Annotated in this window: 8 protein-coding genes; 2 read left to right on the forward strand and 6 right to left on the reverse strand. The window is 37.1% G+C overall.

Annotation, left to right across the window (positions count from 1 at the left end; translation table 11 throughout):
* Positions 1-27: 27 nt before the first annotated feature.
* The 6 genes from QM481_RS03560 to QM481_RS03585 all read right to left on the reverse strand — a co-directional run bounded on the left by QM481_RS03560 (position 28) and on the right by QM481_RS03585 (position 8,697).
* Positions 28-2,487, reverse strand: coding sequence for a YfhO family protein (locus QM481_RS03560; protein WP_283380676.1), 2,460 nt, complete (start codon positions 2,485-2,487; stop codon positions 28-30).
* Between the two features lie 787 nt (positions 2,488-3,274).
* Complete coding sequence (locus QM481_RS03565; RefSeq protein WP_283380677.1) at positions 3,275-4,192, reverse strand: family 43 glycosylhydrolase; 918 nt, start codon at positions 4,190-4,192, stop codon at positions 3,275-3,277.
* 155 nt (positions 4,193-4,347) lie between these two features.
* The gene (locus QM481_RS03570; protein WP_283380678.1) at positions 4,348-4,962 is read right to left on the reverse strand and encodes an HNH endonuclease family protein; all 615 of its coding nucleotides are present in this window, start codon (positions 4,960-4,962) and stop codon (positions 4,348-4,350) included.
* Between the two features lie 5 nt (positions 4,963-4,967).
* Entirely contained in the window at positions 4,968-6,242 is a 1,275-nt protein-coding gene (locus QM481_RS03575; protein ID WP_283380679.1) for an AAA family ATPase, read from the reverse strand.
* A 264-nt stretch (positions 6,243-6,506) separates the two neighbouring features.
* The gene (nagB, locus tag QM481_RS03580) at positions 6,507-8,408 is read right to left on the reverse strand and encodes a glucosamine-6-phosphate deaminase (RefSeq protein WP_283380680.1); all 1,902 of its coding nucleotides are present in this window, start codon (positions 8,406-8,408) and stop codon (positions 6,507-6,509) included.
* Positions 8,409-8,490: 82 nt separating this feature from the next.
* Positions 8,491-8,697 carry a helix-turn-helix transcriptional regulator gene (locus QM481_RS03585; protein ID WP_095160250.1) on the reverse strand — a complete coding sequence of 69 codons (207 nt, stop codon included), beginning with the start codon at positions 8,695-8,697 and terminating at the stop codon, positions 8,491-8,493.
* A 551-nt stretch (positions 8,698-9,248) separates the two neighbouring features.
* Here QM481_RS03585 and QM481_RS03590 point away from each other — a divergent pair.
* Both QM481_RS03590 and QM481_RS03595 read left to right on the forward strand, forming a co-directional pair.
* Positions 9,249-11,627 (forward strand): TonB-dependent receptor, encoded by a 2,379-nt coding sequence (locus QM481_RS03590; RefSeq protein ID WP_283325978.1) that lies wholly within the window; start codon positions 9,249-9,251, stop codon positions 11,625-11,627.
* 203 nt (positions 11,628-11,830) lie between these two features.
* Positions 11,831-12,760, forward strand: a complete 930-nt coding sequence (locus QM481_RS03595) for a DUF4249 domain-containing protein (RefSeq protein ID WP_283380681.1) — start codon at positions 11,831-11,833, stop codon at positions 12,758-12,760.
* Positions 12,761-12,782: the final 22 nt, after the last annotated feature.

The raw sequence follows: 12,782 nt of genomic DNA on the forward strand, positions 1-12,782 counted from the left end.
ATCACTCATTCGCTCAATCACAAATCACTAAATAAGTTTTCTTTGCTGTATCAAAAAGAAAACTAAACCTACGAGATATAGCAACCACGCTACTAGGGCAACTTTTGTACCCATACTCACATAAGGCGCTTCATATTGAAGTACTACCTGATGGTTTCCTGCTGATAATGGAATACCCATAAAACCAAAGCTCACTTGCTCTATCTTCTGTTCTTTTCCATCTACCAAAGCTTTCCAACCAATATCAAACGGAATACTCCAATACAATAATTGTGGCGTTTGCAACTTGATGTTTCCTTCGATATGATTATCCGAAAATTTAGTCATTGTAAAAGGAGTAGCTTTTCTGGCAGCAATGGCATCGTTATATTCTACACCATTCAATGTGCTCGTCGTATCTGCTTGTTGATAGAGTGACAAGCCTAATTCTTTTCCTTTTTCTTGACTCAAAACACAGGCGTGCAATAATACTTTTTGTCTAGCAAATGGCGAAAGTTGTTCAAATGTCTTCTCATCTGCAAATTGGTTATAAGTATATGCTAAAGGCAAAGCATTATTGTTTTTCAATATCTTCACCTCTCCCACCGTATCAATTGGGGTAAAACCCTGCGGACGCAAATCCATGGTTGGATTTTTAATCAAAACATATTTCACAGCATTTACACTTTCTAGTAAGGTATTTCCTCCTAGACCATTTACCCATCGTGTGCTAAATTCGTCCCCTTTTTTGACTAAGCCCATACCTAATAAAAAGCGGACATAATTAACTTGGTTGAACGAGGAATAACACGAAGTCCCATAGTAATCTTGTAGTTTGGCATCATTGAGCCCAGCAAAAATCGCAGGACTTGAGGCGTAATCCTTATCTATTCGATAAAAAGATGTATCAGATTTTTTGAGGCGAGCTACCGCTTCGTTGGTGGCATCTTCAAACAACGAACTTTTGTCCTTGTACTCCGAAACAGATGCTGCATTACGACGATTGAGTGCGGGATTATCCAAAAATAATATTTCTCCTATAACCAATACTAAAGCTCCGATTTGAGCAATATTTTTTAACGAAGAACGACTCAACAAATACAAAATACCCGCTTGCAAAATCACAAAAAAGCTCACCAAAGTACGCAAACGGCTATTGATATTTTCTTTAGGAATTTCATACGGCGCGTACAATGCAAAAAGTAAAACCACCAAAGTTGCACCCAATACCACAAGGTTGATTTCTGATTTTTGTACAATTTGGGAAATACCACGATATGCCAAAAACAATAAGAATATTACGATAAAAAAGCCTGCTGTGCGATAGTAATCACCCGAAAACAACCAGAAAGCATATCGAAAATAGGGAAAAGTCAGTATCAGAAAACAAGCGAAGGTGATAGCACCATAAATAATTGTCTGTCGGCGATTGGCTAAGGCAAATGCCTGTGGTGCAGCCACCAGAGTCAAAATGCCACAGTATAAAACAGGTGCCTCCATATAGTTTTGCCATCCTCGATAATCCGAACCTGTACCTAAAAGGTCATTTGAGAAAAAGCGTAGGAATGCCGAGGCCGTCTGTACGCCATCCGACATATCGAATGGGGAAGCCGCCGAAAGAGTATCAAAGTAAGATACGCCTCCAGCCACACGTGGACTTTCGATAATTTGATAAATATTACTTGGTAAAATAAAACCAGCCAAAGCCAAGCCCAAAATACCGAATCCTATCAAACCGAGCAGTTGCCACAACAGTTGAGATACAGGCTTTGAAGCATCTTCAAAATGACGCACCAAAGCATATATCAAAATCAATACTCCGTACAAGTACAAATAAAAAGGCTGATGAATAGCAATCAGGGCGATACTCAACGGGAAAAAATACCATTTACTTTTCCCTATCCATTGTTCCAAAGCAAAAAGTAAGAACGCTGCTTGATATACTTCGGTAGGATATTTGTTTAAATCCCACGTACTACAAACAATCAAATAGCCACAAAAAGCATAGCTTAATGCCCCTATTATTGAGGCAAACTTATGTAAATGAAGGCTTTGTAAAAAGGCATAAAAGAACGTAGCTGCTAAAAATATCTCTATCACTACCACCAATACTAAACTACCAGCAATGTTTTCTTTTCCAAATAAAAACAAGACAGTAGTTGCAATTGGATCTAACCAAAATGGATTGATGTTTTGTCCCATTCCTGCCTTAAATGACCAAGCGGGAATGCCCTCCGACTTGATATAATCGGCATAATGCATCAAGTTGGTGTAAATGATATTGATAGAATCGGCACCGAGATCGAGAAAAAGGAAATACTTTTTGTGAAAAAGATAGTCTTTAAACAAGATAACCGAAATCAGAAGCACACAGCCCCATAATAAGCCAAACCCTTGCAAGTCAGAAATTTTATCAAAAATTGAAATGACTTCAGACCTAATTTTAGGGGCTTCTTTAGGCTCGGAGACGGGTTGAATTTTGGTTTTAGAAGTTTTAGATTTTGCCATCAGCGGATTGAAAATAAATGAGTTGGAATTGAAATATTGGTTACAGCATAGTGTGAAAAGTATTACTCATAAACCAGAAATACTTGCGCCAAATTTATGCCAAAGTAAGAATAATTGACCCTTTTTTCAGTATTTTGCGTTGTAGAGTTAGCTTGAGGCGAAATAGGAAGAGAATTAGAATTTAGTAGGTAAGAAATTAAATAGCCCCAAAAATCGTTTTTATAGTACATCTTAAAAGAGGTGTTTCAATCAATCCGTAAGCATTGTGCCCAAAGCATCCTAATACATTAAAGAAATTGCCCATACAAAAATGAATCAATCACCTCAAAATCCTAATAAATTTCAATCTTGGCTCAAGAAATTGGGCTTGGCAGGTTTTCTTTTTTTTCTCATCAAAGGGCTTCTTTGGTTGATTATCCCCTACTTGATAGCAAAAGGTTTTTTTAAATAAGGTGTGTTATGTGCAATAGGCTTTAGGCCTTAAGTTGTATGCTAAAGAATGGGTTTTCGACTTTCAGCAATACGCTTTCGGCAAAAACATATCTATAAAATGTTAAAACTCTTTACCTTGTGCTTTCGGCTTGTAGGTACTAAAAATATACATATGATTCATCCCGAATGTCGGGATTAGGATGAGTCTCCCATTTTTATCAAAAAAGCGGTCGGAAATTGTTTTCCGACCGCTTTTTTGATACTATTCTGCTAAAGACGCAAAGCATTGCGTCTCTACAATTAAACTAATCACGCAATTAGCGATGACTCATAGCCTAAGCCCTATCGTGTATTTTTATTTTTTCTCGTAAACCTCTACAGGTAAGATGTTGCCTTCTGCATCAAATCTCATCGGCGAAATACAAGTTTCTCTGTTATATCCATTTCCGTTAGGAATGATAAAACGGTGATAAACAATATACCATTCATCTTTGCCTGGTACTTGTACTACCGAGTGATGACCAGCGCCTTTTACCTCATCATGCCCTTTTAGAATTGGATTATTTTGAGCTTTCACAAAAGGCCCCATTGGTGAATCCGAAACGCCATAAGCTACCGAATAACGTGGGTCACGGGTGTCGTATTCTGACCACATCAAGTAGTATTTCCCTTTTCGTTTAATCAAAAAAGAACCTTCATTATAACCTTCAGGCTTGTAAGAAACGATTGATGCTTCATTAATCGAAATCATATCTGGATTCAACTTGGCGATATAACATCTCCCCTGTCCAAAATAGATATAGGCTTGTCCATCGTCATCTACAAAGACCATTGGGTCAATAATCTGCGCTTGGTATTGTCCTTTTGTAATCAAAGGTTTGCCAAGTGCATCCTTGAAAGGTCCGGTTGGCTTGTCAGACACCGCTACACCGATGTTGGTATCTGCCGAAAAATAGAAGTAGTATTTATTGTTTTTGAAAGCAATTGCGGGTGCCCAAGCACGTTTTTGTGCCCAAGTAAGGTCTTTTTTGAAGTCAAGAATTGTCCCTTCTTTTTTCCATTTCTTCATATCTTTTGAAGACCATACCGTAAAATAGTCAGATGACCAGCCTTCAAATCCATCGGTAGTTGGATAGATATAATATTTGCCATTAAAAACAGCTACGTGCGGATCGGCAAAAGCGCCAGGTAAGACAGGTGAAGGAGCTTTTTGTTGAGCAAATATTGGACTCATGCCACAACAAGTCAACAAAGTAAATAGGATTTTTTTCATGGGGATAAAAATAGAATTGATAATTTCTGAAAATTGGTGAATAAACACGCTAAGAACAAGAGCTTTTTTAAATTCAGATATACTCAGATGATTCAAAAATAAAAGAAGTTATACAATTGAGTGTAGGCTGGTGTAACTAATAATCTTCCATTTTGCTATTCAAACATAAATCTATGAGTTTTATGGTTAGGTGGAAAATCAGGTCTGTCTGCAAAACCTTCATACGACAAACGTCGACTTTCTTTCATAGCAGGATGATTAAAGTTCATTATTTGTAAGGTTGTTTCTGCTCGTTGTGCTTCTTCTTCAGGTAAACCCCATAATATTTTTATTTCATGAGTAGTAAAATCATAATAGAAGTAATGATAAAAATCGTATCCTTGTTCATCAGGTCGAAGAAGCTTTTCGTCATAATTTACTCCTTTTTCTTTTTGGCAGTGAGCACAAACAACGTATAAATTCTCCCATTTACAGACTTCTATAGGATACTTTGACTTTGGCTTAAAGTGGTCAATTGTATTATCAGCACTCATGAGAGGATAAGCGTCACAATAAGAACAGTGTGAGTCTGTTTGCTGAATCAAGGAAGACATCAGAAGTTGATTCAGTGGTTTTCTCTGATATTGAGGCCAAGTAAATTCGAATGATTTATTAATTGCTCTTCGTTCTGCATACCTTTCTCCATATACTTGCCACCTAGGCTTAGGAATAGCAGCTGAATAGTTTTCTAATAAAATTATAGGGCTATTTACTCTAAGAAATTTACGCATAAGTGTTAGAATACCTCTTTATTTAAAATTCGTTGAAGTTGATTGATTTCACTTCCTAATAAGTGTGAAAGCTCTGTGCTCTGACTCGCTAAGCTATTTGTTAAATCTCTAAATTCTTGGAGATTATAAGATTCCCCTTTTAAAATTCTATTTCGTATCTCTCTAAACTTTTGGAGGTCTTCTTCAACAGAAACACCATATTGTTGCTTTACATCAAAAACCTCATCCAGAATACGCCTAACACTTTTTGCATCCTCTGATAAAGTTGGTAACCCATCTAAAATTACAAAATTATCATTTCTTTTAAATTTATAAATCCATGCTCCATCCACTGATCCTACGACAAAAGGTGAATGTGTAGAAATGAATATTTGCGCATTTTTAAAAAGTTTTTGAATCACTGGTAATATTTTACGTTGCCAAGCTGGATGTAAATGAACTTCTATTTCGTCGAGCAATAAAATAAAGCTTCTATCAAAAATATCCAAATCATCAATCCATCGCATTTGGCTCATTCGCATAATCAAATCACCAACCCACGAGACAATACTTTTGACTCCATCTGGCAATGTATCTAATCCGATACGTTGCTCGTCATGAACCATATTTAGATACATGGTTTCAGGATTTAGATAAAAGCTAAAGTTTTGACCTGTGATTTGAAATAATACCTCTTCTATGACTGATATGTATCGTCTGTACTCCAAAGATTTATCTATCTCATTGGTTGTTTTTAAAAGAGCCTCTTTTATCAAAATTGAACCTATCCAGTTTGAAAATTTTTCAGTATTAATAGATTTGTCAAAACTGGTTGAATCTTCCAATATTTGACTGTATGGAATATCTGCTCTTGAGTTTACTTCAGTACTTTTTGAGGTTCTTCTATATCCAGAATAAGAAAAAATAGCAAATGAAAATTTTCCTCCCCTAGTAAGAACCTTGTTAAGACTTACTCCTACTTTATTTATCTCTCCTGATTTATTATAGTTTTTTTGAGTTATAACTAACTTGTAATCTGTGTAATTACTTTTAATTTGAAATGAACTTTCGCTAATGTTGAGCTTTTCTATCAAAGATGACCCATGTTTAAGTTTTGAAATTCTGTAAGAACCCAACTCCGCTAGCATTTCTAATATTGTAGTTTTCCCTGTTCCATTCTCCCCCGTAAGAATATGTATCTCTGCTAATCCTGCATTTTTTTTCTCAGGAAAATCTATTTTTAAATTATTAAACACTCCAACTTGACTTATTTCTAAACTTTCTATTCTAAAGTTTTCCATAGATTCAATATATATTTTAGTCAACAATATAGCTAATAGTTCAAACTTGGACAAATATACCAATGTGTTAGGCTATTAAAAACAAAGTAGCCGTCAAACAAAGTTCGACGGCTAAATTCACAGGCGCAAGGCCTGATAATCAAACACTATAATCAATTCCTTTTTCCAAATTCGGATGCTCAATAAAGAAACTCTTTTCAAGAAACTCTCTTTTGCACCCTCAATAACTTATAAAGCTTGGCGCTGACGCCAAGCTTTTTCTTATTAGAATTTCCAACGTACAAAAGCTTCCATTGCTTCATATTCTGCTAGACCTAACTTGTTGTACAACTCTGCTGTACTCGCATTACGGTCTTCAGCTCTTTGCCAGAATTCGCGTGAGTCTGTTCCTTGGAACGGCACACCATCTTTTTGTGATTGGTGTTTGAAGATACCATAACGTTTCTTCAATACTTGGTCTGGTGACATTGGAACCGCCATTTCGATTTGGTCGATGTCCCACTCTTGCCAAGCGCCTTTGTATAACCATACCCAACAGCTATTCATGTATTCGCGGTGTTTCAAACGTGTTACAGCGTCCATGATGGCATCCAAACATACTTTGTGAGTACCATGTGGGTCAGCCAAGTCACCAGCTGCATAAATTTGATGAGGCTTAACTTCTTCAATCAAATCCATTACGATTTGAACGTCAGCTTCACCAATTGGGTTTTTCTGCACTTTACCTGTTTCGTAGAATGGCATATCCAAGAAATGTACATTCTCTTTTGGAATACCTACATAACGACAAGTATTTTTAGCTTCTCCTCTACGAATCAACCCTTTGATGTAACGTACCTCCGAAGTATCTACTTCCGAATCCTTCTTGTTTTTCAAGAATTTCACCGCTTCACGATAGATACGATTTGCTTTTGGATTGTTTGCTTCAAATTTCTCGTTAAAGTCAACCACAAATTCCGCAAAACGAAGCGCCTCGTCATCTGCCACTGCAATATTACCCGAAGTTTGGTACGCTACGTGTACATCGTGACCTTGGTCATGCAAACGTTGGAAGGTACCACCCATTGAGATGATATCGTCGTCTGGGTGTGGAGAGAAAATAATCACACGTTTCTTAGCTGGGTAAGCACGCTCAGGACGGTTAGAGTCGTCGGCGTTTGGCTTACCACCTGGCCAACCTGTGATAGTATGTTGTAAATAGTTGAATACTTCGATGTTAATATCATAAGCCTGACCATACAATGCTAACAAATCAGATAAACCATTTTCGTTATAGTCTGAGTTTGTCAACTTCAATACAGGTTTGCCTACTTGTAAAGCCAAGTGAGTAACGGCTTTTTTCACCATTGGACGATCCCATGTTACGGCATCCACCATCCATGGAGTACGGATGCGAGTCAATTGAGAAGCAGCCGAATTATCCAATACAAAAGCTGCATTGGTATGGTGCTGTAAGTAAGAAGCGGGTACATCAGCAGATACTGAACCTTCTACTGCACGAGCTACGTTTTCGGCTTTGTGCTCACCCCATGCCAACAAAATTACGCGCTTCGCTTCCATAATTTTGTTGATACCCATGGTAATGGCTTTTTTCGAAACCTTTGCCAAACCACCAAAATCACCAGCAGCATCGATACGAGTAGTAAGGTCGAGTGTCATCAAACGAGTTTTTGAATTTACCAATGACCCTGGCTCGTTGAAACCAATGTGACCGTTACGACCAATACCCAACAACTGAAAATCCAAACCACCATAGCGCTCGATTTGCTCTTCGTAGTCACGACAAAAATCTGCTACCTTTTCTAATGGCAATGTACCATCAGGTAAGTGCCAGTTGCCTGACGGAATATCCACATGGTCAAACAATTGCTCGCGCATGAAGCGTACATAACTTTGTACTGCATCAGGTTCCATTGGGTAGTATTCATCAAGGTTGTATGTCACTACATTTTGGAAGCTCAAACCCTCCTCTTTGTGCATACGAATTAATTCTTTATACACTTTTTTAGGAGACGATCCAGTGGCTAAACCTAACACAGCAGGTTTGCCTTCACCAGCTTTTTGGCGGATGATGGAAGCAATTTCTAACGCTACTGAGCGAGAAGCTTCGTCTGAGTTTGCGTAAATTTTTGTAGGGATACGTTCGTAGCTGATGGCCTGTTCCATAGTTGTTTATGCTGCACGACTTGATGCCGTGGTTGGTTTTCGTACTTAAATATTTTTATATGAAAATTGGGAATAGTTCTTCTTAATCTTTTTTGCTTACTACAATTAGCTCCAGTCCTAATACACCAAGTACCTTGTCGAGGGTCTTAAGCGATGGGTTGGCTTTGCCAAGTTCAATTGAATGAATTGTCTTGATAGCAACATCGCTCTTATCGCTCAGCACTTCTTGACTGTAGGAAAGTTCATTGCGTCTTTCTCTGATTATGTGGCCTAATTGTTCGAAGTTCATATTACTTGATAATATATTACTTATTTCATGACAAATATAGAAACAAAATATTAAATAAAAAATTTTAATAAGTATTATATTACCGAATCATTAAAATTTTTAAAATATTTTTCATAAAACCCTCAAATATCTCTCTAAAAGACACTTTACCCCTTATTTAATCAGTAATATTTTTCTAGTGATTTTTTAAAAATACGATTTTTAGGTGCTCGTATTTTAAGCCTGTTATTTTAAAAAATAAAAATCGGCAATATTTTACCTATAAAATTATTTCAATATTATGTTTTCGGAAAATAAATATATAAATACGGTTTCTATAGGGGCATTGTGTTTTTAGCTTGTCAAAAATAAAGAAGGGTTGAAAATTATTATTTGAAAAAAAATTCGAAAACAGAAAACAAAATTACTTTTTGGTAGTTATTCTATCATAATCAATACATTTTAGTATAATTTTGAACCATAAATCACACTTTCATTGAATTGAACATAAAAACTTTTATCCGTTCTTTATGTTACTTTCTTTACACAATCAATCACTTAAACACTTATCCATGAATGCATTTTTAAGAAACATTTGGGTAGTCCTCTTATTATTTCCTCTTTGCCTACAGGCACAAAATCAAAAATTAACTGTCAGCGGTTATATCAAGGACGTTAAAAACGGAGAAGGTCTTATCGGCGCTTCTGTTTTTGTAAAAGAACTTATGACGGGTACTACCACCAATACGTATGGTTTTTACTCACTCACAGTACCAAAAGGAAACTATACTTTAGTGGTAAGCTCGGTAGGATACCGTAAAAGTATCCGTGAAATTAAACTCACAGAACAAAGCTTAAGCCTTAATCTTGAACTACAAGAGGATGGACAAGAACTAGAAGAAGTTGTTGTAAAAGCAAAAAGAGAAGATGACAACGTGAAATCGATGGAAATGTCGGTGAACAAGGTCGAAATGAAAACCATTAAGAAAATCCCTGCACTTTTAGGTGAGGTAGACTTAGTACGTGCGATTCAGTTTTTGCCAGGCGTTACAACAGTCGGTGAAGGAGCTTCGGGCTTCAACGTGCGTGGAGGTGGTGTCGACCAAAACTTAATTTTATTGGATGATGCTCCAGTTTATAACTCATCACACTTATTTGGTTTCTTTTCGGTGTTTAATCCCGACGCTGTAAAAGACGTAAAACTCATCAAAGGGGGTGTTCCAGCGCAATATGGCGGTCGCGCATCTTCGATTCTGGATGTAAAAATGAAGGAAGGTAATGCCAAAGAGTTGGAAATCAATGGTGGTATTGGTGTCATTTTTAGCCGCTTATCTATCGAAGCTCCAATTGTTAAAGATAAAGCCTCTTTTATTGTAGCGGCTCGTCGTTCTTATATCGATATTTTAGCTAAACCATTCCTCACAGGAAACAATGCTGGTTCGAGTTTTAACTTTTATGACTTAACGGCTAAAGTCAACTATAATATCGACAATAAAAATACGGTTTTCCTTTCAGGCTATTTTGGACGTGATGTTTTTGGACAAGATTTTGGTTTTAACTGGGGTAACAGTACGCTTTCTGGTCGTTGGAACCATGTATTTAGCGATAAGTTATTCTTGAATACTACGGCATTTTATAGTAACTACGACTATGCCTTAGATTCCGACTTGAAAAATAAGCGTCCTAATAATGCTTTTAAATGGTCTTCTAATATTACTAATTTAAGTATTAAGCCAGATTTTACGTATTATATCTCTCCAAATAATACTCTTACTTTTGGTGGGCAAGTATTAACGTATAATTTCAAACCTGGCGCAGCTACAGCAACCTCAGAAGGAGAATCACGTTCGTTTGGTCAAGAACGTAAAAATGGTATTGAGTCTTCTATTTATGTGGGTGATGAATGGAAAATTTCACCAAAATTCTCAGTGCAGTATGGCTTACGTTTTTCAAGATATGACTACTCGAGCCAAGAAGACTTTTACTATCAGAGAAAATATGTAGGTGTAAGTGCTGATTTCCCTTCAGGATATGATTTGACATATATCCCGAATACAAAAGGAAAAACAATCCAGACTTACCAAAATCTAGAGCCACGTTTCTCTATGAACTACAACACGGGTGACAACAGCTCAATCAAGGCTAGTTACAACCGTTTGGCACAATATGTTCACTTAATGTCTAACACAGCGGCGTCTACGCCTTTGGACGTATGGACATCAAGTACGAATAACATTAAACCACAAGTGGCAGATCAAGTTGCATTAGGCTATTTCCAAAACTTTGGAGACAATATGTATGAAGCTTCAGCGGAGGTTTTTTACAAAGAGATGCAGAATCAAATTGACTATGCTGACCGCGCCAATTTATTTTTGAATCCTTATTTCGAAAAGGATTTATTGTTTGGAAAAGGTCGTGCATACGGACTTGAGCTATTTGTGAAGAAAAATCGTGGTAAGTTGACAGGTTGGATTAGCTACACGCTACAACGTTCGGAGAAGAAAATAGATGCCCTTAACAATGGAAACTGGTACTTCAGTCGTTATGACCGTACTCATACATTGAATATGTTGGCTCAGTACGAAATCAACAAAAAATGGTCATTCGGAGCAAACTTCGCCTATATCACAGGGGTACCATACACCTTACCCGAACAGCAGTTTGTGGTTGAAGGGCAAGTTTATCCATATATTCCAGCAGGTACACGTGGTAATTTCAGAGTTCCAGCATACCACCGTTTAGACGTTTCGGCTACCAAGAAAAACAAAAAAGCTTTATTTGGAAAAGGCGAATCTGAGTGGGTATTCTCGATTTACAATCTATATAATCGTCGTAATCCATTCTCGATTTACACCCGTCCAAACGAAACGAACCCTGCCCAAACAGAGGCAGTTCAGTTGTCTATTATCGGTTCTTTCGTTCCAGCTGTAACTTATAACTTTAAGTTTTAATCATGAAAATACCTTTAATCCAACTTGGAGAAGGTAATAAGTTAGTGGGCAAAATTGAAATAATTTTACCCGCAATAGGCATTAGGATATATACTGTAAGCTGAAGGTATTTCTAATACAATGTTTGCCTAATGCGTATTAATGCCATTTTATTTCGCATTAATACCTAATGATGTTTAGAGAATTTAACTTGTACTTAAATCATGAAAAAATATATTTTAAATACTTTGATTGCACTTGGTACTTTGAGCCTCACAAGCTGTGAAGATGTCATTGATTTACAAGGTATTACCAATGCTCCGTCGATGTTGGTAGTGGACGGAAATGTAACCGATGTATCTACTAATCAAGTCATTACGCTTACGCAATCTCAAGATTATTTTACAAATGGTACTGTCAAACCTGTTTTGGGAGCTACGGTTACTGTGACTGACAGCGATGGGAAGATTTTTACCTTCAAAGATCTCAAAGGAGATGGCAAGTATGTTTGGACTCCAACCACTTCAGAGCCTAAAATTGGTCAGGTTGGGAAAACGTACACGCTTAAAATCACTGCAAATGGTGAAACCTACCAAGCAGTTTCAGCGCTCAAAAGAGTGCCTAAAATCGATTCGATTGCCTATCAATTTGACGAAGCTCGATTAAATCAAAGAGACGATGACAAAGGATATCCCAAGGAAGGATATGACGCACAATTTTATGCACGTGATTTTACAGGTATTGGCGACTGTTACAGAATTATAGCTTATAAAAATGGAAAGATGCTCGAAATGAGCAATACTGTAGCTATTGCTTATGATGCTGCAATCCAGAAAAGTAGTGGTGCCGCAGATGGATTAATCTTTAGCTTACCTGTACGCTCGACGATTTCTCCACAACTCTACTTAGCAGGCGACACGATTAAAGTTGAGCTTCGTTCGATTACTGAAGGACATTTTGACTTTTGGACACAAGCTAGACTTGAAGTAAACAACGGCGGTCTATTTGCAAGACCTTCTGCCAATATTCCAACCAATGTCAACAACGTAAACAGCAGCTCAAACAAAAAAGCTATAGGTTGGTTTGGTACATCAGCAGTAAGCTTTTCACAAACTGTTGTAGATCCCAAAAAAGCACAGAAAGGGTTGAGATAAAATATTAAGTGAACAGTAACAA

The organism is Flectobacillus rivi, from assembly GCF_030056655.1.
Lineage (GTDB): Bacteria > Bacteroidota > Bacteroidia > Cytophagales > Spirosomataceae > Flectobacillus > Flectobacillus rivi.

What these genes read in the sequence shown, in the direction of transcription:
- QM481_RS03590 (WP_283325978.1), top strand. Translation starts at nt 9,249, where the DNA reads ATGAATGCATTTTTAAGAAACATTTGGGTAGTCCTCTTATTATTTCCT.
- QM481_RS03595 (WP_283380681.1), top strand. Translation starts at nt 11,831, where the DNA reads ATGAAAAAATATATTTTAAATACTTTGATTGCACTTGGTACTTTGAGC.
- QM481_RS03560 (WP_283380676.1), bottom strand. Translation starts at nt 2,487, where the DNA reads ATGGCAAAATCTAAAACTTCTAAAACCAAAATTCAACCCGTCTCCGAG.
- QM481_RS03575 (WP_283380679.1), bottom strand. Translation starts at nt 6,242, where the DNA reads ATGGAAAACTTTAGAATAGAAAGTTTAGAAATAAGTCAAGTTGGAGTG.
- QM481_RS03565 (WP_283380677.1), bottom strand. Translation starts at nt 4,192, where the DNA reads ATGAAAAAAATCCTATTTACTTTGTTGACTTGTTGTGGCATGAGTCCA.
- nagB (WP_283380680.1), bottom strand. Translation starts at nt 8,408, where the DNA reads ATGGAACAGGCCATCAGCTACGAACGTATCCCTACAAAAATTTACGCA.
- QM481_RS03585 (WP_095160250.1), bottom strand. Translation starts at nt 8,697, where the DNA reads ATGAACTTCGAACAATTAGGCCACATAATCAGAGAAAGACGCAATGAA.
- QM481_RS03570 (WP_283380678.1), bottom strand. Translation starts at nt 4,962, where the DNA reads ATGCGTAAATTTCTTAGAGTAAATAGCCCTATAATTTTATTAGAAAAC.